Source organism: Bacteroides rodentium JCM 16496, from assembly GCF_000614125.1.
Classification (GTDB): domain Bacteria; phylum Bacteroidota; class Bacteroidia; order Bacteroidales; family Bacteroidaceae; genus Bacteroides; species Bacteroides rodentium.
On the sequence record NZ_BAKJ01000009.1, the window covers coordinates 1 to 24,433 of the forward strand.

Below are 24,433 nucleotides of genomic sequence, written 5' to 3' on the forward strand. Positions count from 1 at the left end.
AAAAAAGTTTTTTAGGGGGGGATGCGCTTTGGGCGATGGGATAATGCATTGCCACTGCAAAGCAAGTGCATGCTTTTTGCAGTGCTACTGCATTCAGCTTTGCAGCGGCGCTGCATCACATATGCAGTGTCACTGCAGCATATATGCAGTAGCGCTGCAACACGTTTGCAGTCACACTGCAGCAGATGTGCAGCGGTGCTGACCCGGTAGGTGTGTACGGGATTGTATCATGTTTCGTTAAAAGGATATTATAAAGTATCCTTTGAATGTCGTATTTTTGTCTATCTGTAATTTAGAGTAGTCAAAGAAAACTATGAAACACACTCGTATGAAACTAAAAACAGCGGTGAAGAACCTTCATGAAGGCTGGAAATTCCGGCAGGCGAGACTGACCAATTGGTATCCGGCTACAGTTCCGGGAGTAGTCCACACGGACTTGCTGCAGAACAAGATTATTGAAGACCCGTTTTTCCGGCTGAACGAACGGGGATTGCAATGGATTGACAAGGAAGACTGGTTTATGAAACTTGCTTTACTCTTGCTGCCGACATGATGCGGAAAGAGAATATGGAGCTTGTGTTCGAGGGGCTGGATACTTACGCTGACGTTTATTTGAATGATGAATGTATACTGAAAGCGGACAATATGTTTCGCCGCTGGTCTATCCCCGTCAGGCAGTACATCAGAGAGGAGAATAATATACTGAAGGTGTACTTCCATTCGCCGGTAAAGATAGACGTCCCCAAATGGGATGCACTTCCCTACCAGTATCCGGCATCCAATGACCAGTCTGAAAACGGGGGCTTGTTCAACAAGAAGATAAGCATTTTTGCCCGTAAGGCGGGTTATCATTATGGCTGGGACTGGGGGCCGCGTCTGGTTACCTCCGGCATCTGGCGTCCGGTGTATATCAGGGCTTGGAGCGATTCAAGAATCAACGATGTGTTTATCGAGCAGAAGGAAGTCGGTGCAGGCAGGGCCGTGATTGCCGGACATGTGGAGCTGGATGCCGATAAGGATATGGACGGAGTGCTGGTCACGATAACGGACGAGGCTACCGGAAGAGTGCTTGGCGAGCGGCAGGCGGATTTGAAGCGAGGCACCAATCGGGTGACCGTTGATTTCGTTCTTCACAAGCCGAAGCTGTGGTGGAGTAATGGACTGGGGGAGCCTTTTCTTTACCGTTTCCGTACGGACATCATTGCAGGCGGGGAATTGCTGGACTCTAAAACCGAAAGGGTGGGCATACGCTCTTTGAAGGTGGTGCATCAGCCGGATAAGGACGGGCATACTTTCTATATAGAGCTGAACGGGTGTCCGGTTTTTGCCAAAGGAGCCAATTACATCCCTTCGGATAACTTCCTGCCGCGCGTCACTCCCACGAATTATAAAAAGACGATTCTCGATGCCGCCGGTGTAAACATGAATATGTTGCGTGTCTGGGGTGGAGGTATCTATGAGAACGATGTCTTCTATGATTTGTGTGATGAGTATGGAATCATGATTTGGCAGGACTTCATGTTTGCCTGCAGCATGTATCCGGCAGAAGGCGCCCTGCTCGATAATATCCGCCAGGAGGCGGTGGACAATGTGAAACGTTTGCGCAATCATGCCTGCATTGCTTTGTGGTGTGGAAACAATGAATGCCAGGATGCCTGGCTGGGCTGGGGCTGGAAGCGCGAGATAGAACGGCAGAACAAGGAATATGCCGACAAGATTTGGGCACAGTACCGGCAGCAGTATCATGTCACCTTACCCGGGGTGGTCAGGGAGTATGCACCCGGAACCTTCTATTGGCCTTCTTCTCCTTTCGCATTCGAGGGAGAGATGTCCGGTACTACTGACGGGGACCGTCACTATTGGAGTGTCTGGCATGGTAAAGCACCCATTTCCGATTATGACAGCGAGAAATCCCGCTTTTTCAGCGAGTACGGCTTTCAGTCTTTTCCAGAGTTCGAGTCCGTCAAGCGTTACGCTCCTTACCCCGAAGACTGGGATATACGTTCCGAGGTGATGATGTCCCATCAGCGTGGTGGCGACCATGCCAACGGGCTGATTGAGACTTATCTGTTGAATGAATATAAAAAGCCGCGTGATTTCCGGGCATTCCTTTATATGAATCATGTGTTGCAGGGAGATGCCATCAAGACGGCCATCGAGTCGCACCGCCGCCAGATGCCGTATAATATGGGGACACTTTTCTGGCAGCACAACGACTGTTGGCCCGTAGCTTCCTGGGCGAGCCGTGACTATTACGGACGCTGGAAGGCGCAGCACTATTATGTCCGCAAGGCCTATGATGACATCCTGATTTCTCCGGTAGTGGAGGGGGATGATTTGAAAGTATATGCAGTGTCCGACCGCTTGGAGAATACTTCCGGCCGGCTGCAGCTCCAGGTCTGCCAGTTCGACGGAACCGTGGTTCGTCACTGGGACAAGTCTGTCGGCATCTCCGGCAATGACAGCCGTGTCTGTTTTTCCGCACCGCTTGCCAAGCTGCTGGAGGGGACGGACAGAGGAACGGTATATGTCCGCGTAGACTATACGGACAAATCGGGCAGGGTGTACCATAACAACTACTGTCTGGGCAAGCAGAAGGATATGATTATCCGAAGGTGGATTTGCAGACCGAAGTCCATTCCATTGAAGGCGGATATGAAGTGATGGTATCGGCAGATAAGTTTGCCCGTGCCGTATGCTTGTCCGTTGCTGACAATGAAAGTGTGTATAGCGACAATTATTTTGATGTCCAGCCGAAGAGCAGCGTGCAGGTGCAGGTCAGGACACGATTGTCTGCCGAAGCGTTCAACGGTTCGTTGAGGCTGACTTGCCTGAACAATGAATTCTGATAAGTTATGGAAAAATAAAGCGGAGCAACCTATTGAAATGTCACTCCGCTTCTCATTGAGATGTTGAAAGATGTGTTTTCAGGAGATTTAGTTGTTTCCTTTTTTAATGTCTATGGTCATGAACCGTTCACCGTCATATAGACTTTTTACACGGATGTTCAGCCCTTTTTTCTCTTTCAGCTGTTCCGCTATATTGTCCAGCTTGAAGGAGGCCAGTCCGGTGCCCAGCGTGAGCTGGCTGTCATTGTAGGCATTGTGGCGGAATTCGAGATTGACGTAATCCGGTTTGTCGTTTTCGCCGGTGGATGCTTCATTGATGACCAGGTTCAGCATGTGCTTCTTATCTTCGTTGTTGCTGTGGTAGAATTGATATTTGATGTTCAGATACTCGCCCGTAATCCATAAATCCGTGGCGTTGATGTTGTCGTCTCCGATACTGTCCGCCTTTTCGGCAGGCATGGAGTAGATGTCTTTGGTCAGAATGTTTTCGATGTGCTTTATTTGGGCATTGTATTCGTAGCCTGGAAGTTTCTCTTCCAGTTCGCGGAAGTAGATGAAAGCTCTCTGGCCGTCTATTACGGCATAGTCGTGAACATAGGTTGTGTCACTGGGATATAGTTTACTGCCTTCGTCCAGTGAGAAATAGTAGTCTTTTCCTTCGATGACCTTTACCGTACCTACGGCGAACAAAGTGTCATATTTGTCATCCCAATCGTCCAGGCATGATTGCAATACAATGGCAGTCAGGAATAAAAGCATGAATGCTGCCAATGTCATTCTCAGTTTCTTCATAAGTGGTAGGTTTTAGCTCTTTTTCTGTTTAAAACTTATTTTTGTATTCAGGAAATGCGGTGAAAAGCTAAATACTGCGTAGTATACTGTTAAAGAAATGAAAGTATGATTTTCTTCTCTGCCTGATGCAGTATTTTTGCGCCGGTTGCATTTATAAGGTAAACACGTGTTAAAAGAGAGAATGGAAGAACAGGAATTGGCAGAACGCTGTAGGCAAGGAGACAATCTTGCCCGCAAAGAACTGTATGAGCGCTATGCGGGACGCATGCTCAGCGTATGCCTCCGTTATGCAGGTGACCGGGAGACTGCCCAAGACCTGATGCATGACGGTTTTCTGAAGCTTTTTGATTCTTTCGATAAGTTCACTTGGCGGGGAGAGGGTTCTCTGCGGGCATGGATGGAACGCGTAATGGTGAATACGGTATTGCAGTATTTGCGGAAAAATGATGTGATGAATCAGTCATCGGCCTTGGAGAATGCACCCGAAGCTTATGAGGAACCGGAAGGTTCGTCAATAGATGTCATTCCTCAAAAGGTACTGATGCAGTTTATCAGTGAATTGCCTGCCGGCTATCGTACCGTATTCAACTTATATATTTTTGAAGAGAAATCCCATAAGGAGATTGCTCGACTATTGGGAATTAATGAAAAATCCTCTGCCTCGCAGTTGACGCGTGCTAAAGCGACTTTAGCGGCAAAAGTACGTGAGTGGATGAAAAGAAATGATTAAATGAAGGAACGTATGGAAGATGAATTGTGGTTGAAAAAGATAAAGGACAAGCTGGAAGACTATTCCGAACCGCTGCCGGTTGCCGGATGGGAGCGGTTGGAAAAGGAATTGTCCGTTTCCGGAGCTCCGATAACCGGATCGCATAGGATGATACCTTTCCGTCGCTGGGCGGTGGCCGCGGCAGCTGTGTTGCTGGTGGCGGTATCGTCCGTCAGTCTGTGGCTGTTGCAGAGTCCGGTAGGGCATGAAATGCGGCATACGTCAGTGCCCGCTTTGGCTGTGGCTCCGGACGTCTTGCCGGAACAGACGGTACCTGCCGTACGGGCTAATTCCATAGAGCCTGCTTATCGGGCACATGGAAATGCATCGGCACCCAATAGGGAGGCAAGTCACCCTTTGGTTGCACAACATATCAGAATATCGCTTGGCGATGAACAGCAGGAGGAAATGTTGCCGGTTGAAACAGCAGATGAGGCTGTCGGTATTGGGCAGCAGGCAGAAGAACCGGTAGTGGAAGATACGGACCATGAAACTGCAATGCAGACAGAGGAACCGGAGAGAACAAGGGAAAACCGCTATCGTCCGTCAGGCCGGGACAAACTGCATCTTCCGGAAAAAAACAGTTCTGGCAGGGATGCTAAAGGATGGGCGGTTGGCTTGTCCGTAGGAAATACTGGAGGTTTTTCATTGGCGAATGAAGGGGAAGCGAATGTGATGTCGGGCTACATGCCCGGAAGTCCTATTTATGGCGGTAACGTAGATTTATCCTCTACGGCCAATGGCATTGTTACTATTCCCGACGGGCAGGAACTGGTTTTTAAGGATGGTATGCCCTATCTGCAAAGACGCGAAAAGGAAATTGCGGATATAGACCACAAACAACCGCTCAGTTTCGGTGTTTCGGTGCGGAAAAACTTGGCGAAGGGCTTCTCTGTGGAAAGCGGGCTGACGTATACCTATCTTGCTTCTGACGTAAGGTATGAGGGCAGCTCGGAAAAGATAAGCCAGAAGCTGCATTATATTGGCATTCCGGTACGGGCCAACTGGAACTTTGTGGATACAAAGAACTTTACGATGTATGTTTCGGCGGGGGGTGCCATTGAAAAATGTGTGTATGGCAAGATTGGTACTGAGAGTGAGACTGTGAAACCGGTACAGCTTTCTGTCATGGGTGCTGTCGGTGCCCAGTATAACATAAGCAATAGGGTGGGTCTGTATGTGGAACCGGGAGTATCTTATTTCTTTGATGACGGTTCGTCGATACAGACTATACGCAAGGAGAACCCGTGTAACTTTACGTTGCAGGCCGGCATACGTCTTACTTATTGATGGCAGGACAGACATGTTTTTGTCCACTTTCTTGTAGATTCAGAATTTTCTTAATAACTTTCGACCGTGTTTCTTCGTTGTTGGATGAAGGGACACGGTTTTTTATTGATTGAGAAGAAAGAAAGTTGGTCGGGACGTGCCCGGCAATATAACAAACACGTAGTAAAATAGACAAAATGAAGATTAAAAAGAAAGTAGCCTTAAGCGGGCTATTGCTTTGTTGTGCAATCACGGCAAAAGCACAGGTGTGTATTACTCCCCAGGCAGAGCAGCGTGCCAGGGAGTTGGTTTCTCAAATGACGCTGGAAGAAAAAATCGATTACATTTCCGGTCCCAAATCTTTTTATATCCGGGCTGTACCCCGGCTTGGCATACCCGAAATCAGGATGGCCGATGGTCCGCAAGGCATACGTAACAATACTCAAAGTACCTTGTATCCTTGTGGCATCTTGTCGGCTTCAACATGGAACCGTAAGTTGGCTAGAGAACTGGGACATGGTTTGGCCCGGGATGCAAAGGCCCGTGGGGTAAGTATTCTGTTGGGGCCCGGAGTCAATATCTACCGTTCTCCTCTATGCGGGCGAAACTATGAGTATTTTGGTGAAGACCCTTATCTGACGGGCGAAACTGCTAAAGAATATATCTTGGGAGTGCAGGAAGAGGGAGTTATGGCTACGGTGAAGCATTTTGCAGCCAATAACCAGGAGTGGAGCAGGCATCATGCCAGTTCAGATGTGGATGAACGCACGTTGCAGGAAATTTATTTTCCCGCGTTCCGAAAAGCTGTGCAGGAAGCAGGAGTAGGGGCGGTCATGGATAGCTATAATCCGCTGAACGGGGTACATGCCACCGAAAACAGCTGGCTGAACATTGATGTACTGCGCAAGCAGTGGGGATTTAAAGGTATCCTGATGTCTGACTGGACATCTGTATATTCCGGTGTGGGAGCCGCTAATGGAGGGTTGGATTTGGAAATGCCCGTCGGTAAATTCATGACCAGGGAAATTCTTATTCCGGCATTAGAGAATGGTATCGTGAAGGAAGAGACCATTGACGCCAAAGTCCGGCATATACTCCAGACATTGATTGCTTTTGGAGCACTTGATACTCCGAGAGAAGATAAATCTATCGATAAAGATAATGCACAGTCTAAGGAAATTGCACTTGACTTGGCGAGAGAAGGAGTAGTCTTATTGAAAAATGATAACGGTACGTTGCCTTACCGGAACGGTAGAACATTGGTAATCGGGCCTAATGCCGATATTATTCCCACAGGAGGAGGAAGCGGATTTGTCACCCCTTATTCGGTAGTGTCACTCTATGACGGCATGGTTCAGTTGAAGGGCGGCAGACAGATAGAGCTGTTGTCTGACAGCATTCTTTATAAGGATATGTCCCAACAGATCTATACGGATGACAGTTTTACGCAAAACGGTTTTAAGAGCGAATATTATAATACTCGTAATCTTACCGGAGAACTCTTTCAAGCTGCCATAGAGCCTGCCATAGACTATGCCTGGAAATACGGTGCACCGTTCGACGGCATGCCGATAGATCAGTTTTCTGCCCGTTGGACGGGAGTTTACAAGGCTGACAAGGATGGAACTGTCAAGTTCCAGCTGGCTGGCGATGACGGATACCGTCTGTTTGTAAACGATAAGCTGATTACCGGAGATTGGGGGAACCATTCATTCAGTACCCGCAGTGCATTTATGCAGGTCAGTGCAGGGAGATATACCGGCTGCGTATTGAATATTTTGATAATGTGGGTGAGGCGACTGTCAGTTTCCAGGCAGGAATGATGGATGAGGAGCGTTTGGCCTCTTCACTGAAGCATGCCAGGAATGTTATTGTATGTGCCGGGTTCAACAGCAGTACGGAAGGTGAAGGGTTCGACCGTCCGTTTGCATTGTCATACGGGCAGGAATATCTCATTAATAAAGTGGCTTCATTTCATGATAATGTGGCTGTAGTAGTGAATGCCGGAGGTGGAATAGATTTCTGCAATTGGGGGCAGAATGTACAAGCTATTTTGATGGCATGGTATCCGGGGCAGGAGGGTGGAAAGGCCCTTGCCGAAATCATTACGGGCAAGCTTTCGCCAAGTGGCAAACTACCAGTCTGCATCGAGGAGAAATGGGAAGATAATCCGGTATATGGTAATTATTATGACAATCGCAATGTACCTCATAAACGGGTGCAGTATGCCGAAGGTGTTTTCGTAGGTTATAGGGGATATGACCGGAACGGAAAGCAGCCGCTCTATCCTTTCGGGTATGGACTGTCATACAGTAGTTTTGAATACAGTAATCTGAGTGTTGAGAAGACGGGTGGAAACCGGGTTACGGTAAGCTTTGACATCAAGAATACCGGAAAGATGGATGCTGCGGAAGCGGCTCAGGTATATGTGCGGGATGTGGAATGTTCTGTTCCGCGTCCATTGAAGGAGTTGAAAGGCTACGATAAGGTTTACTTGAAGAGGGGTGAAACCAAGCGCGTCCGGATATTGCTGGATGAGGAAGCCTTTGCCTACTATGATGTGGAATCACATCGGTTTGTAGTGGAAAAGGGGGCTTTTGAGATTCTGGCAGGTCCTTCTTCAGCTGATTTACCATTGAAGGCAACTGTTGTTTTATGATAAAATAAATATCAAAACAAGAATGGCAGTATGAAAAAGATAATAATACTGATGGTTTGTCTGTGGGGACTTGGTAACACCTTTACCTCGGCACAAACTACGGAGAAGGAGAAATTCATCTCAGGCTTGATGAAGCAGATGACGCTGGACGAAAAGATAGGCCAGCTTGCACAATGCACCTACCGGGGGAATTTTACCGGACCCGACGGTGGAAATATTCCTAAAGAAGAGTATGTCCGGCAAGGCAGAATAGGCTCTATGCTGAATGTGATAGGAGTAAAGGATATACGCCGTTATCAAGAGCTTGCTTTGCAATCGCGTTTGCGTATTCCTTTAATTTTCGGACTGGATGTTATCCACGGCTATCGTACCGGATTTCCGCTTCCGCTTGCCGAAGCTGCAAGTTTCGATTTGGCCATGATTGAGGAAGCTGCACGCTACAATGCTTTGGAAAGTGCCGCCGATGGTTTGAACTGGGTTTTTGCCCCGATGGTGGATATTTCGTGGGACGCACGTTGGGGACGCGTCATGGAAGGGGCCGGTGAGGACCCTTATTATGGTTCGCGGGTAGCGGAGGCGCGTGTCAGAGGCTTGCAAGGAGACGATTTGGCGGACACGACGACTGTCATGGCATGTATGAAACATTTTGCCGGATATGGTGCACCGATAGCAGGAAAGGAATATAATAGTGTGGATATGTCAATGGGCCACTTTGCCAATTTTTATATGCCTCCCTATAAGGCGGCCATAGAGGCGGGAGCAGCTACCGTGATGAGTGCTTTCAATGATTTTAATAATATTCCTTGTACTGCCAATGATTTCTTGCTCAACCGGCTATTGAGAGAGCAGTGGGGATTTAAGGGATTTGTTGTGTCCGATTATAATTCGGTAGAGGAATTGGTGAACCACCGTTATGCTGCTGACAAGAAAGATGCCGCAGCCAAAGCGTTGAATGCTGGTCTGGACATGGAGATGGTAAGTACCTGCTACTTGACTTATCTGAAGGAGCTTGTTCAAGAAGGGAAAGTAAAGGAGAGTGTGCTTGATGATGCAGTACGGCGTATATTGGAGAAGAAATATGAGTTGGGATTGTTTGAGGACCCTTTTCGCTACTGTAATCCGGAAAGAGCGGCCAGAATACTCAATGCGCCCGAAGTCCGCAATGCTTCGCTCCGCATGGCCGAGCGTTCCGTTGTATTGCTGGAGAATAGGGAATCTGTGCTTCCGTTGACGGCACAGACGAGGAAGATAGCTTGATAGGAGGACTCTCAAAATCCCAGTACGATATGGCAGGCGCTTGGGCCGCCACTACGGACCGGAGCAAAGTGGTGACCTTGTATGATGCACTGGTCCGGAAAGGACTGGAGGTGAACTATGCTGAAGGCTATGATATGAAGAGCAATCTGTTGACCGGATTGCAGGAAGCATTGCAGGCTGCTGAGGCTTCGGATGTCATTGTTGTGGCGGTAGGCGAGAGATTCGGTCAGAGTGGCGAGAAGGCTTCCAAAGTGAATATAGCCATACCAGAGGGTCAGCAGAAGCTGGTATCGGAACTGGCAAAGACTGGAAAGCCTGTCATTGCTCTTGTCATGTGTGGGCGTCCGGTAATCTTCAATGAGATAAGGGAACATGCTGATGCGGTGCTGTGTACTTGGTGGCTGGGAAGTGAGGCCGGCAATGCCATATGCAATGTGTTGTGGGGAGAGTATAATCCTTCGGCTAAATTGCCCATGACATTTCCTGCACACGTAGGACAGATTCCCATTTATTATCAGAATAAGAGTACCGGCCGTCCTACCGCATTGCAACAGACTTATAAGGCATCCTATATCGATGCTTCCACTGAGCCTGCCTATCCTTTCGGATATGGGCTTTCGTACACGGATTTTGGATATTCTGATTTGAATTTGTTGCCGGGCAAGGCTGCAGGCGTCCATACGGAGGTGTCGGTAAAAGTGACTAATACCGGTAAGTGTGCAGGAGAGGAAGTAGTCCAGTTATATGTGCAGGATAAGGTAGCCTCTGTTACGCGTCCGATAAAGGAATTGAAGGGCTTCAGGAAAATTCATCTGAATGCGGGTGAAAGCAAAACTGTAGTTTTTCAGATAACTGACGATGCACTGGGATTCTATGACAATGAGATGAATCATACTGTAGAACCTGGTGATTTTGTCTTTATGGTGGGTGGCAGTAGTGATGATGTACAGCAGATTACCTATAACTTGAAAAAATAGGATTCTTGTCCTATCAATGAAAAGCGAGAGGATGTGTCGAAACTGGGTTCACCACAGATTACACGGATTTGCACAGATAAGCATCTTTGATTATCAGTAGATTAAGCTTATTCTGTGTTAATCCGTGTAATCTGTGGTGAATTTTGACACATCCCTTTGCTTTTCTGTTTTAGTTGGTTATCACATTCGTGAAATACTCTTTGAACAGTTTTTCTGTCCGTTCCAGTTGTTCCGGAGTATTTTCCTTCACTTCTTTCAATTTGTAATCCCATCCCATGGCTTCGTATTTGTGAACGCCCAGACGGTGATAAGGAAGTATTTCCACCCGTTGTATCTGCTGGTATTTGCCAAGACTTTCCCCCAGCAGGCGGGTGTCTTCTTCCGAATCGCTGTAACCGGGGACCAGTACATAGCGCAGCCAGAAGGGGTGTTCATGTTCTTCGAGCCAGGCAGCGGTGCGGAGTGTCTGTTCGTTGCTCCGTCCCGTCAGCGTACGGTGGCGTTCGGGATTGAATTGCTTGATGTCCAGCAGCACGAGGTCAGTCAGGCTAAGAAGCTCTTCCACCTTTTCATTCCAGATGCCTCCGTTACTGTCCAGGCAGATATGGATGCCGTTCGCCTTCAGCTCCTTGAAAAGAGGAATCAGCGCTTCTGCTTGCAGGGTAGGCTCACCGCCGGAGAAAGTAATACCTCCTTTCTTTCCGAAGAATGCCTTTTGGCTGATAGCCATTTGCAGAATCTCTTCCGGAGTGGTGGAAGTGCCTCCTTTTACATCAATCGTATCCGGATTGGCACAATACAGACAACGGAACGGACATCCTTGCAGGAAAACGACGAGCCGGAGACCCGGCCCGTCGAATGTTCCCATACTTTCGTAGGAGTGTACGTTTATCATATTACATTCTTTCGTGGAATGAACGGCTGATGACTTCCAACTGATGCTCGCGGCTCAACTTCACGAAGTTCACGGCATAGCCGGAAACGCGGATGGTGAGTTGCGGGTACTTTTCGGGATGTTCCATGGCATCTTCCAGCATCTCGCGGTTCAGTACGTTTACGTTCAAATGGTGGGCACCTTTGGTGAAGTAGCCGTCCATCATGGTTACCAGGTTCTCTACACGTTCTTCCGGTGTCGGGCCCAATGATTTGGGAACGATGGAGAAAGTATTGCTGATGCCGTCCTGCGAGTCACGGTAGCGCAATTTGGCTACGGAACTCAAGGAAGCGATGGCACCGTTCTTGTCACGTCCGTGCATCGGGTTGGCACCCGGAGCAAAGGCAACACCCTTGGCGCGACCGTCGGGAGTGGCGCCGGTCTTCTTGCCGTACATCACGTTGGAGGTGATAGTCAGCAAGGAGAGGGTAGGACGGGCATTCTTGTAGACGGGCAGCTTCTTCAGTTCTTCGCTGAAGTAGTATACTAAATCCACACCGAGGTGGTCTACACGGTCATCGTTATTACCAAAGCAAGGGAAAGAACCTTCCATATCAAAGCCCTCTGTCAGGCCAATGTCATTGCGGCGGGCAGTGACTTTGGCATATTTGATGGCAGAGAGGGAGTCGATGGCGATGGAAAGTCCTGCCACACCGTAAGCCAGATTGATGCGCGGGTCGGTATCGATGAATGCCATCTGAGCCTTTTCGTAATAATACTTATCGTGCATGTAGTGGATAATGTTCATGGCTTCGTTGTATACGCGGGCTATTTCAGTCAGTACCTTCTTGTAGTTGGCCATGACTTCCTCAAACTTCAGTGTCTCGCCGGTCAATACGGGAATACCTTTCACCATGACGGTTCCGGTATTTTCGCAACGTCCGCCGTTGATGGCGAGCAGCAGGGCCTTGGCAAGGTTGGCACGTGCTCCGAAGAACTGGATTTGCTTTCCGATGGCTTGGTAAGATACGCAGCAGGCAATACCGTAATCGTCACAGTTGCGCACTTCGCGCATCAGGTTATCGTTCTCGTATTGGATAGAGCTTGTATCTACGGAAACTTTGGCACAGAAATCCTTGAAACCTTCCGGCAGTTCCGGGCTCCACAGTACTGTCATGTTCGGTTCGGGAGAAGGACCGAGATTGTATAGGGTTTGCAGAAAACGGAAAGAGGTTTTGGTCACTTTCACACGTCCGTCGTTGAAACGACCGCCAATGGCTTCGGTCACCCAAGTCGGGTCTCCGGCAAATATGTCATTGTACGACTGCATACGCAGATGGCGTACCATGCGCAGCTTGATGACGAACTGGTCTATCAGTTCTTGTGCAAAAGTTTCGTCAATCTTGCCGTGAGCCAAATCATATTCGATGAAGATGTCGAGGAATGAAGATACGTTGCCCAATGACATGGCAGCACCGTCTTGTTCTTTCACGGCAGCCAGATAAGCCATATATACCCATTGTACAGCTTCTTGCGCTGATGTTGCGGGGCGGCTGAGGTCGAGTCCGTAGTATTCGCCCATCACTTTGATGTCTTTCAGGGCCTTAATTTGCTCTGCTACTTCTTCACGCAGACGGATACGGGCTTCGGTCATGGGACCTGTCAGATTGCGCAAGTCTTCTTGCTTGGCTTCGATAAGTCGGTCGATGCCATAGAGTGCCAGACGACGGTAGTCACCGATGATACGTCCGCGGGCATAGTTGTCGGGAAGACCGGTCAGGAATCCCAATGAACGGAAGGAACGGATTTCTTCGGTATACACATCGAATACGCCGTCGTTATGTGTTTTGCGGTAATGGGTGAAGATGTCTTTTACTTTATCGTCTACTTCCACTCCGTTTTCACGGCATGCCTTTGCTACCACGTTGATGCCTCCGAAAGGTTTGATGGAACGTTTCAGCAGTTCATCAGTCTGCAAACCGACAATAAGTTCATTGTTCTTATCAATATACCCGGCTTTATGAGAAGTGATGGTAGATACGGTGGTATTGTCCAGTGAACGGACGCCATTGTTGTTTCTTTCTTCTTCGAGAGCCTTCAGACAGATGTCCCAGATACGTTTGGTACGTTCGGTAGGTCCCTGCAAGAAAGATGCATCCCCGGTATAGGGTGCGATGTTTTTACTGACGAAATCACTGACATTGATTTCTTTGCTCCAAAGCCCATTGGTGAAGGTTTTGTTCAATTCCATAAAATTTGTTTTTGTTAGTAGGTTAGATAATGTTATCCTTTAGAGCGCGCAAAAATACTGAATAAATTCCGTAATTTTATAAGAGATACTTCTCTTTTTATGTTGAACAGCATAAAATAACTATTGTTAGGTAGTGAATGCCCGAGGGGAGTAGAGATGTTAAGACTATCTTTATATGTAGTTTATGAACTGAAACAAGAATCGGATAATAATCTGCATTATTTACAAATGATGTAGGTTTAAGGAACAGTCGTATTCTGAACCTAATTCAGTCGTATAGTGAATGCCATTCAGTCGTATACTGAATAGGGCTCAGTCGTATACTGAATGTGCTTCTCGATAAGTGTGCTGATAACCAATAAGTTGTAAAATGTCGTCTTGTCTTTGATAAATCTTAACAAATAACCTAAATGCCGTTATGCTCGTTCCGCAGCGGGTATAAACAAGAATTTTGGTATAATTGCTCTGTTTTTTGTGCAGAAAAGTTTGTAGAATAAAAAATGATTTGTATCTTTGCACCGCTTTAAGAGAAAAGTACTTCTGAAGAAGAGGTTTTGGAGAGGTGGCAGAGTGGTCGATTGCGGCGGTCTTGAAAACCGTTGTGCTGCGAGGCACCCGGGGTTCGAATCCCTGTCTCTCCGCGAAAGTAAAAAAATGAAATTAGTAAGTCCTTGAATTTCAATAATTCAGGGACTTTTCTTTTTCTGGTACTCTCCCTGCCTTTTATGTTCGTTCATCGGAGCTATTTACGTGAAGTGGGGATATGACGGAAAAAGGTTGAGGCTCACTGATAAGATTTAGGTTGTTTGTTTCTTTTCTGATACAACTTTTAGTATCTTTGCGAAACAGCAGTTTTTTATTGTGACAGAAAATTGCATGTGTTTTGTTAACCATATAGAAAACTAAAAACAACCAGCGTATTATGAACCAGGAATTATCCATGAGCCCCAATCTATTGGTGGCTGCCCTTCAAAAACCGGCTTCCGAATTTACGAAAGCAGACATTGTTTCCTATATAAAGGAGAACGACATTCGTATGGTGAACTTCATGTATCCTGCGGCAGACGGGAGACTGAAGACATTGAACTTTGTCATCAATAATGAAGCATACCTCGATGCCATACTTACATGCGGTGAACGCGTAGATGGTTCCAGCTTGTTTCCGTTTATAGAGGCAGGTAGCAGTGATTTGTATGTAGTACCGCGTTTCCGGACCGCTTTTATAGACCCTTTTTCCGAATTGCCCACGCTGTCAATGCTCTGTTCTTATTTCAATAAGGATGGTGAACCGTTGGAAAGTTCTCCAGAATATACCTTGCGTAAGGCATGTCAGGCATTCACTACGGTTACGGGGATGGAATTTCAGGCTATGGGAGAATTGGAATATTATGTCATTTCTGAAAATGACGGATTGTTCCCGGCTACCGACCAGCGTGGTTATCACGAATCGGCCCCTTATGCCAAGTTCAATGATTTCCGTACGGAGTGTATGTCATATATTGCGCAGGCAGGCGGACAGATAAAGTATGGGCATTCTGAAGTCGGTAATTTTACGCTGGGCGATAAGATTTATGAGCAGAATGAAATAGAATTCCTGCCGGTGCGTGCCGAGGAGGCTGCTGACCAACTGGTGATAGCAAAATGGGTTATTCGTAATCTGGCCAACCAGTATGGATATAACATTACTTTTGCACCGAAAATCACGGCAGGAAAAGCTGGTTCCGGATTGCATATACATATGCGTATCATGAAGGACGGGCAGAACCAGATGCTGAAAGATGGGGCACTCTCTGAAACAGCCCGTAAGGCCATTGCGGGCATGATGAAGCTGGCTTCTTCCATTACGGCTTTCGGTAATACAAATCCTACTTCCTATTTTCGCCTGGTTCCTCATCAGGAAGCACCGACCAACATTTGTTGGGGCGACCGCAACCGTTCGGTATTGGTACGCGTTCCGTTGGGCTGGTCGGCAAAAACGGATATGTGCATGTTGGCAAATCCGTTGGAGACTCCAAGTCATTATGATACTACACAGAAACAGACGGTGGAAATGCGTTCGCCTGACGGTTCGGCCGATTTGTATCAATTGATTGCCGGACTTGCTGTAGCCTGCCGTTATGGATTTGAGATAGACGATGCTTTGGGAATTGCAGAAAAAACATATGTCAATGTAAATATCCACAAGAAAGAGAATGAAGATAAGTTGAAACAACTGGAACAGCTTCCTGACAGTTGTGCCGCTTCTGCCGATTGCCTGGAAAGACAGCGTGCTGTCTTTGAGCAATATCATGTGTTCAGTCCTGCAATGATTGATGGGGTTATCTCCAAACTGCGTTCTTACGAGGATAGAACCTTGCGTGCAGAAATACAAGACAATCCGGAGGAGATGCTGAAATTGGTCGAGAAGTATTTCCACTGTGGATAGATGGAATCAATGCCCCCTCTTTCCCTATTAATGGTCGTGAGGTGGGGATTAAAAAAGAGAGTATTGCATTACTTTGATGGTCAAGTGGATGCAATACTCTCAATTTTGAGCCGCTAGCCAGACTTGAACTGGCGACCTACGCGTTACGAATGCGTTGCTCTACCAACTGAGCTATAGCGGCAATCGTGTTCTGTTTACGGGGCGCAAAGATACGTTTTTAATTTGAAAGAGAAAAATAAATCGGCGATTTTTTTAGAAAAGTTTGGGTTAGGTGTTATTTGTCGATTATATGGTTTAATCTTTCTCAATAAAAATTGGATAATAAAATGAAAAGAAGCATCTTTGCATTTGCGTTATAGGGTAATAAGTCTGATACTAATTATGAATCTGAAAAAATACTATAAATACTTTTCCTCTCGCATTGCATCTAAATGGACGGTATTATTTGTGGATATTGTTATTGTTGTAATATCTATATTTTTCGCATATGTCTTGCAATATGGATTGCTGTCTATAATATATAGGAAGTCTTTGTATATATGTATGATGCTATTTGCATTATTGTGTAATATTTCTTTCTTTTGTGTTTTTCGCACATATGTGGGGGTTATACGTTTTTCTTCTTTTGTAGATATATATCGTGTTTTTTTGAGTCTAACATCGGCTTATGGAATATTGGGTTTGGGAAATTTCTGTTGGTCTGCTCTTGGTTTAGGGGAAACTTTGCCTAATAGTATTTTGTTTATGGCATACGTACTCACATTTTCCCTCATGGTTTGTGTGCGTATTGCAGTGAAAATGCTTTATGAGGCTATCGCTTTTGATGTGCGTCATTGTACGAATGTCTTTATCTACGGATTTCGAGGAACAGGGGTTAATGTCGCAAAATCTTTAAGAGTCGCTCGTAGCAATCATTATCGTTTGCGCGGATTCATTTCAGATGAGCCCGATATGATAGGCAGGCATACCATGGGGTGCCGGATTTATCCGAATAACGAACGATTATACGAATGCATGAAGAAGAAAAATGTGAATACAATAATTGTTTCTCCGGGGAAAATTGTAGAGTTAGAAAAATCCGGAATGTTGGATAAATTGCTTTCGCACGATATCTATGTGATGACAGTTCCGCCATTGAGTGATTGTATAAACGATGGGGGAATGAATGTTCAGACAAAGGATTGGCTTAGGAAAGAATCCATACAAATTGACACAAGGAGGATAGCTGTTCATGTAGAAGGGCATAGGGTAATGGTTATAGGAGCTGCTGGTGCTGTAGGACGAGGCATTATACGTCACTTGGCTGCATTGAATCCATATCAACTGATTTTGGTAGACCAAGCCGAGTCTCCTTTGTATGATGTACAGCTGGAATTGTCTGATCATTGGAAGAATTTAGATGTTCGGGTGTTGATTGCGGATGTTGTCAATTATACTCGGATGGAAGCTGTGTTTAGGGAAACTCGCCCACAGTTGGTTTTTCATACAGCTGCATATAAAAATGCGCAGTTGATGGATGATTATGTGTCAGAAGCCATTCAGACGAATGTATTGGGGACAATGAATGTTGCTGATTTAGCTTTGGAATACAACGTGGAACGTATGATTATGGTATCTATAGACAAAGCTGGTTTTCCGTCTAATTCTATGGAATATACGAAGCGTTTGGCAGAAATATATATACAATCGTGCGCTTGCAAACTACAAGTTGAAGGTGATGTGAATTTGCTTGTCGTTCGTTTGGGTGATGTATATCCGAAGAAAGCTCATAGCTTGATGACTTTGTCTGAAGCTTGTGCGCTTATATTGGAGGTTGGAGTAATGGAAGATGGCGGGAGGGTGTACCTACTTGAAGGAGGAGGCAATAGTAATTTGAAACCTACGGCTTGTGGAAAAGTAAAGTGTGAGGTGCTGCCCGTCTATGATTATGCGCAAGTACGAAATTTGCTTTCTACTTTAGTTAAGCAAAGCTACGCTGAAAAAACGAAAGCTTTAATTGGTGAAATTAGAAAGGTAATCTCTCAAATAACAGAAAATTCTTCCGTTCCAAATAAAGTGGAAATGTAAATGTTTTAATGCTTTTTCTGAAACTTCGAAGTGGAATAAATGTATATTATGAAATAATATGTTACCTTTGTGCCCGAATTTATATTTTTGTAAAGACTCACAAGATTAATCAGAATATTTTATGCGTAGATTAATAACACTATTCTTTTGGGTATTTATTTTATCCGGCGTGGCTTTTGCTCAACAAATGTCAGATGAACAAGTTGTTCAGTATGTAAAAAATGCTCAACAAATGGGCAAAAATCAAAAGCAGATTACTACTGAGTTAATGCGGCGTGGAGTTACTAAAGAGCAAGTGGAAAGAATACAAGAAAAGTATAAGGAATCTAAAACTGGTGATTTACAGAATAAAACTCAAGAGGTAAATCGTTCGCGGCGGCGTGTAGAACAAAATGACGCAACGAAAACAAAAGGAATGCGTGTCCCTTTGGAATCTGCTAAACGAATGGATGTTATGGAGGACTCTTTGCAGATGACTGATGAACGTGCTTTGTATCGTGGCGTTTCTGAAGAGGAAATAGATCCAACTCAACAGATTTATGGTCATAATATTTTCACTAATGAAAATTTAACTTTTGAACCTAATATAAACGTCGCTACTCCGGAGAATTATCGTTTGGGACCTGGAGATGAGGTGATTATTGATGTTTGGGGAGCTTCTGAAACGACAATTCGTCAAACCATATCTCCTGAAGGTAGCATTCTTGTTAATAGCTTGGGACCGGTCTATTTGAGTGGTAAAACAGTAAAAGAGGCAAACAATTATTTGAAGCAGGAGTTTGCTAAAATATATTCGGGAGTAACCGGAAATATACCTTCTACTCAGGTTAAATTGACATTAGGTGAAATCCGTTCTATTCAAGTTAATGTGATGGGGGAAGTTGTGGTTCCCGGGACTTATACTCTTTCATCTTTTGCTTCTGTTTTCCATGCTTTATATCGTGCTGGTGGAGTTAATAAGATTGGTAGTTTGCGCAGTATTAAAGTTGTGCGTAATGGGAATATTGTGGCTGATTTGGATATATATGATTTTATTATGAAAGGTAAGATGAAGGATGATGTTCGTCTTCAAGATGGTGATGTTGTTCTTGTGGATCCTTATCAGTCGTTGGTGCAGATTTTGGGTAAAGTTAAACGCCCGATGTTTTATGAAATGAAACCGACAGAGACTGCTGCTATATTATTGAAATATGCAGGAGGTTTTACTGGAGATGCTTATAAAAAAGCATTGCGTGTTGTGCGTAAGAGTGGGCGTGAGCATCAAATCTACAATGTGGATGAAATGGATTATTCGGTTTTTCGCGTAGATGATGGTGATGTAATAACGGTAGATTCTGTATTGCAACGTTTTGAGAACCGTGTGGAAATTCGTGGTGCTGTATATCGTGAAGGTTTGTATCAGTTAGATGGTACAATGAACACCGTGAAGCAGTTGATAAAAAAAGCAGAAGGCCTTCGTGGGGATGCATTTTTGAATCGTGCTATAATCGATCGCGAACTTGAGGATTTGTCACACGAGATTATTCAAGTGGATGTAAAGGGATTATTGAATGGGACAGTAGCAGATATACCTTTACAGAAAAATGATATTTTATATATTCCGAGTATTCATGATTTAAAGGAAGAGGCTACACTCACTATTCATGGTGAAGTAGCTAATCCGGGTACTTATCTTTATTCTGATAAGATGACCGTGGAAGATTTAGTTTTGCAAGCTGGTGGCTTATTGGAAGCGGCTGCTACAACAAAGATAGAAGTGGCACGCCGCATGAAAGAGCCCAAAAGTACCACATTCAGTACTACGGTTGGACAGAATTTTTCTTTCGATTTGAAAGAGGGTTTATTGGTGGGTGAAGGAAGTGAAAATTTTCATCTTGAGCCTTTTGATGAGGTGTATATTCGTAAGAGTCCATCTTATCATCAGCAGCAGAACGTCATGATTGGAGGGGAGGTGCTTTTTAGCGGTAGCTATGCCTTGTCGAAAAAGAACGAACGTTTAAGTGATTTGATTGCTAAAGCTGGTGGTGTTACTCCCGATGCTTATGTGAAAGGTGCCCGTTTGATTCGTAAGATGACAGAAGAGGAACGCCGTCGTAAGGAAGACGCATTGCGTATGGTACAAATGGGAGGGAGCGATTCGATTTCTGTGAAGAAGTTGGATTTGTCTGACACTTATTCAGTGGGTATAAGTTTGGAAAAAGCTCTGTCAAATCCTGGCTCGGATTATGACATGGTGTTGCGTGAAGGTGATATGTTGTTCGTTCCGGAATATGTAAGTACGGTAAAGATTAATGGCGCCGTGATGTATCCCAATACTGTTCTATATAAAAAAGGTGAGAATTTACGCTATTATATCAATCAAGCAGGTGGTTTTGGTAATGATGCTAAAAAGCGTAAGGCATATGTTGTTTATATGAATGGTACAGTATCTCGTTTAAAATTAGGGAATACAAAAGCTATCGAGCCTGGTTGTGAGATTATTGTTCCAAGTAAGGACCCGAAGAAACGGATGAGTCCAGCTGAAATAATAGGTTTGGGTACTTCTACCGCCTCTTTGGCGACGATGATTGCAACGATGGTTAATCTCTTTAAGTAATTGGGAATGAATATGATAACGGAAGAACTGCAGGATACCGTTTTATAGGGATATTCAGTAAAATGTCCCTCCTCAATAATTAATGGCATGTGTAAATGACTATTTCTTCATTTCACATGCCATTTTCATTATCCTTTTCTTCCTTGGTATATTCTAATTTTCTCTATATGGGCGTGACGTTTCGGAAACAACGCATAGGCTTTTCGATTTTGGACTATAGTTTTGTGTCATGCAGCGTTATCCTGTCTGCTTCTGTTTTTTTTTCAGTCATCAATACGGCCTTTGACGTATGTATCCCGAAAAAATATCCATAGAATTTCCGTTTTTCTGTTCCGTGCCTTGAACTTTGCCAGGGATACAACCTCTTTTTTCTGTATTATATGTGTAAGATTAACGGAGGAATTCAAATTTTAATCGTAATTTTGTAGCCCATTATGAGTAGAATAATAGCCATAGACTACGGTCGGAAACGCACGGGAATAGCCGTGAGCGATACATTGCAGATGATTGCGAATGGGCTGACAACTGTGCCTACACACCAATTGTTGCAGTTTCTTCTTGATTATGTGGCTAAGGAGCCGGTAGAGCGTATCTTGGTAGGCCTTCCTAAGCAGATGAACAATGAGGCTTCGGAAAACATGAAGAATATCGAACCTTTTGTCCGTTCGCTGAAGAAGAAACTGCCTGACATGCCGGTTGAATATGTAGACGAGCGTTTTACTTCTGTTCTGGCTCATCGGACGATGCTCGAGCTGGATTGAAAAAGAAGGACCGCCAAAACAAAGCGCTGGTGGATGAAATCAGTGCAACTATTATTCTGCAAACTTATTTGGAGAACAAACGTTTCTCCTCTTTATAATCTATAGAAAGTAATTTGTAATTAGTAATTTGTAGTTAAAGAAATGATTTTACCCATTTATGTGTACGGCCAGCCCGTATTGAGAAAGGTAGCAGAGGATATTGCCCCGGACTATCCGAATTTGAAAGAACTTATTGAGAATATGTTTGAAACGATGGACCATGCCGAAGGCGTAGGACTTGCAGCACCGCAGATTGGGCTTCCCATCCGCGTGGTGGTAATCGATTTGGATGTACTTTCCGAAGATATGCCGAAATACAAGGATTTTCGCAAAGCGTATATCAATGCCCATATCCTGGAAGTGTCCGGTGAGGAAGTTTCTATGGACGAGGGTTGCTTGAGCCTTCCAGGAATTCATGAATCAGTGAAACGTGGCAACAAAATACGCGTGCAATATCTGGACGAAAATCTGGAACCGCACGATGAGATTGTCGAAGGCTACCTGGCACGCGTGATGCAGCACGAGTTCGACCATCTGGAAGGAAAGATGTTCATCGACCATTTGTCTCCGTTGCGCAAGCAGATGATTAAAGGAAAACTGAATGCCATGTTGAAAGGTAAGGCACACTGCACTTATAAGGTGAAAACCATAAAGAAATAAGTCTACCATATAATATGGTATAAAAGGCTCAAAAAATATAAAAAGTGTTCCGTTAATCCCGACAAGTAAACGAAAAACGTTACTTTTGTTTCGTTTACAAGCATTTATAAAACAAGATGATAAAAAAAATACTGACGGCTATTTTGCTGTTACCCACATTGTTGTATGCACAAATCAATACGGAACGGGTAATGACCATTGCTCGGAATGCATTGTATTTTGAGGATTACGTGCTTTCTATCCAATATTTTAATCAGGTAATCAACGCGAAACCTTATTTATATGAGCCTTATTTCTTCCGTGGACTGGCAAAAATCAATTTGGATGACTATCAGGGAGCGGAGAGTGATTGTGATGCTGCGATTCAGCGGAACCCTTTTGTGGTAGGTGCTTACCAGATCAGAGGGCTGGCACGTATCCGTCAGAACAAGTTTGACGAGGCGATTGAAGATTATAAAACTGCCATCAAATACGACCCGGAGAATGTGGTGCTTTGGCATAATCTCTCCCTTTGCCATATTCAGAAAGAAGATTATGAGGCGGCTAAGGAAGATTTGGGTACGCTTCTGACAATTGCCCCCAGATATACACGGGCCTATCTGATGCGCGGGGAAGTCTCCCTGAAACAGAACGATACGATACAAGCTTTGCGTGATTTTGACAAAGCCATCGATATGGACCGTTATGACCCGGATGGATGGGGGGCAAGAGCCATTGTACGCCTCCAACAGGGGAAGTATAAAGAGGCTGAAGCTGATTTGGACCAGTCTATCCATCTGAGTGCAAAGAATGCCGGTAACTATATCAACCGTGCCTTGGCGCGTTTCCATCAGAATAATTTGAGAGGTGCCATGAGTGATTATGATTTGGCTTTGGATATTGATCCGAATAATTTTCTCGGGCATTACAACCGCGGTTTGCTGCGTGCCCAGGTGGGCGATGACAACCGGGCAATAGAGGACTTTGATTTTGTGTTGAAGATGGAACCGGATAACATGATGGCCACCTTCAATCGTGGTTTGTTACGTGCGCAGACGGGGGATTACCGGGGAGCTATCAGTGACTATTCCAAAGTGATTGCAGAATATCCTAATTTTATGGCCGGCTATTATCAGCGTGCCGAAGCCCGTAAAAAGATTGGCGACCATAAGGGAGCCGAGCAGGATGAGTTCAAAATCATGAAGATGCAGATAGACAAGCGTAACGGTGTTTCTTCTGATGACAAAAAGGAAGGTGACGACAGTAAGGATGTTGCGGATAATTCCTCGGAAAACTCCAATGGAGATGGCGGGAAGACCCGTAAGAAATCCGACAAGAACATGGAAAATTATCGGAAAATTGTAATAGCGGACGATTCGGAAGCTGACCAGCGTTATAAGAGCGATTATCGCGGACGTGTACAAGACCGGAATGTGACCATCAAGCTCGAGCCGATGTATGCTTTGACTTATTATGAGAAACTGAGCGATGTGAAGCGTATCGTACATTATCATAAGTATATTGAGGAACTGAACCATTCGAAACTGTTCCCGAAGCCACTGCGCATCACCAATATGGAAGCTCCGTTGACGGAGGAACAAGTACGCTTCCACTTTGCTTTGATAGACGCTCATACGTCTGATGTGGTGGCTGACGAGAAGAACGCCAAGAAACGTTTCATGAGAGGTCTGGACTTCTATCTGGTGCAGGATTTTGCCAGTTCCATAGATGACTTTACAAAGAGTATCTTGTTGGACGACACTTTCTTCCCGGCATACTTTATGCGTGCTTTGGTGCGTTATAAGCAACTGGAATATAAAAAGGCCGAAGCCACAATGAGTGAAGGTGCCACTTCGGGTACAACGGAAATGAAGAAGCCTGAAGTGACAGCCATCGATTATGAAGTTGTGAAGAATGACCTGGATCACGTTATTCAATTAGCTCCTGATTTTGTCTATGGCTATTATAACCGTGGCAATGTGTCTTCGTTGCTGAAGGATTACCGTGCCGCCTTGGCGGATTATGACAAGGCGATTGAGCTGAGTCCCGATTTTGCTGAAGCATACTTTAACCGTGGGTTGACGCACATCTTCCTGGGGAATAACAAACAAGGTATTGCCGATTTGAGTAAAGCCGGAGAGTTGGGCATTGTCTCGGCCTATAATATTATAAAGAGGTTTACAGATACACGGGAATAACATTTTTTTGC

At 45.1% G+C, this 24,433-nt stretch carries 10 protein-coding genes, 2 tRNA genes and 4 pseudogenes; 12 read left to right on the forward strand and 4 right to left on the reverse strand.

What is annotated here, in order from left to right; translation table 11 throughout:
- Window positions 1-313: 313 nt before the first annotated feature.
- Window positions 314-2,849 (forward strand): annotated as a pseudogene (locus JCM16496_RS05710) (beta-mannosidase).
- Window positions 2,850-2,936: 87 nt separating this feature from the next.
- On the opposite strand, the gene JCM16496_RS05715 reads toward JCM16496_RS05710, so the two are convergent.
- Window positions 2,937-3,641, reverse strand: a complete 705-nt coding sequence (locus JCM16496_RS05715) for a NigD1/NigD2 family lipoprotein (protein ID WP_025832932.1) — start codon at window positions 3,639-3,641, stop codon at window positions 2,937-2,939.
- A gap of 181 nt (window positions 3,642-3,822) precedes the next feature.
- Here JCM16496_RS05715 and JCM16496_RS05720 point away from each other — a divergent pair, with 181 nt between their 5' ends.
- From JCM16496_RS05720 to JCM16496_RS05735, 4 genes and pseudogenes are all read left to right on the forward strand, one after another.
- Window positions 3,823-4,371, forward strand: coding sequence for an RNA polymerase sigma factor (locus JCM16496_RS05720; protein WP_005831669.1), 549 nt, complete (start codon window positions 3,823-3,825; stop codon window positions 4,369-4,371).
- The gene (locus JCM16496_RS05725) at window positions 4,372-5,700 is read left to right on the forward strand and encodes a porin family protein (protein ID WP_025832942.1); all 1,329 of its coding nucleotides are present in this window, start codon (window positions 4,372-4,374) and stop codon (window positions 5,698-5,700) included.
- A gap of 176 nt (window positions 5,701-5,876) precedes the next feature.
- A pseudogene (locus JCM16496_RS05730) lies at window positions 5,877-8,338 on the forward strand (beta-glucosidase).
- Window positions 8,339-8,368: 30 nt separating this feature from the next.
- Window positions 8,369-10,572, forward strand: a pseudogene (locus JCM16496_RS05735) (glycoside hydrolase family 3 N-terminal domain-containing protein).
- A 169-nt stretch (window positions 10,573-10,741) separates the two neighbouring features.
- On the opposite strand, the gene pflA reads toward JCM16496_RS05735, so the two are convergent.
- Together pflA and pflB are read right to left on the reverse strand one after the other, a co-directional pair.
- Window positions 10,742-11,467 (reverse strand): pyruvate formate-lyase-activating protein, encoded by a 726-nt coding sequence (gene pflA / locus JCM16496_RS05740; protein WP_025832944.1) that lies wholly within the window; start codon window positions 11,465-11,467, stop codon window positions 10,742-10,744.
- 1 nt (window position 11,468) lies between these two features.
- Window positions 11,469-13,697 carry a formate C-acetyltransferase gene (pflB, locus tag JCM16496_RS05745; protein WP_025832946.1) on the reverse strand — a complete coding sequence of 743 codons (2,229 nt, stop codon included), beginning with the start codon at window positions 13,695-13,697 and terminating at the stop codon, window positions 11,469-11,471.
- A 556-nt stretch (window positions 13,698-14,253) separates the two neighbouring features.
- On the opposite strand from pflB, the gene JCM16496_RS05750 reads away from it, so the two are divergent.
- Both JCM16496_RS05750 and JCM16496_RS05755 read left to right on the forward strand, forming a co-directional pair.
- A tRNA-Ser gene (locus JCM16496_RS05750) sits at window positions 14,254-14,338 on the forward strand.
- A 281-nt stretch (window positions 14,339-14,619) separates the two neighbouring features.
- Window positions 14,620-16,122 carry a glutamine synthetase family protein gene (locus JCM16496_RS05755; RefSeq protein ID WP_025832948.1) on the forward strand — a complete coding sequence of 501 codons (1,503 nt, stop codon included), beginning with the start codon at window positions 14,620-14,622 and terminating at the stop codon, window positions 16,120-16,122.
- Between the two features lie 108 nt (window positions 16,123-16,230).
- Here JCM16496_RS05755 and JCM16496_RS05760 read toward each other — a convergent pair.
- Window positions 16,231-16,303 (reverse strand) — tRNA-Thr (locus JCM16496_RS05760).
- Window positions 16,304-16,503: 200 nt separating this feature from the next.
- On the opposite strand from JCM16496_RS05760, the gene JCM16496_RS05765 reads away from it, so the two are divergent.
- From JCM16496_RS05765 to JCM16496_RS05785, 5 genes and pseudogenes are all read left to right on the forward strand, one after another.
- Window positions 16,504-18,189, forward strand: coding sequence for a polysaccharide biosynthesis protein (locus JCM16496_RS05765; protein WP_025832950.1), 1,686 nt, complete (start codon window positions 16,504-16,506; stop codon window positions 18,187-18,189).
- Window positions 18,190-18,310: 121 nt separating this feature from the next.
- Window positions 18,311-20,785, forward strand: a complete 2,475-nt coding sequence (locus JCM16496_RS05770; RefSeq protein ID WP_025832951.1) for a polysaccharide biosynthesis/export family protein — start codon at window positions 18,311-18,313, stop codon at window positions 20,783-20,785.
- A 434-nt stretch (window positions 20,786-21,219) separates the two neighbouring features.
- A pseudogene (ruvX, locus tag JCM16496_RS05775) lies at window positions 21,220-21,644 on the forward strand (Holliday junction resolvase RuvX).
- A 43-nt stretch (window positions 21,645-21,687) separates the two neighbouring features.
- The gene (def, locus tag JCM16496_RS05780) at window positions 21,688-22,245 is read left to right on the forward strand and encodes a peptide deformylase (RefSeq protein ID WP_025832952.1); all 558 of its coding nucleotides are present in this window, start codon (window positions 21,688-21,690) and stop codon (window positions 22,243-22,245) included.
- Window positions 22,246-22,361: 116 nt separating this feature from the next.
- Window positions 22,362-24,422: a tetratricopeptide repeat protein gene (locus JCM16496_RS05785; RefSeq protein WP_025832953.1), complete on the forward strand. Its 2,061-nt coding sequence runs from the start codon at window positions 22,362-22,364 to the stop codon at window positions 24,420-24,422.
- The last annotated feature ends 11 nt before the right edge of the window (window positions 24,423-24,433 follow it).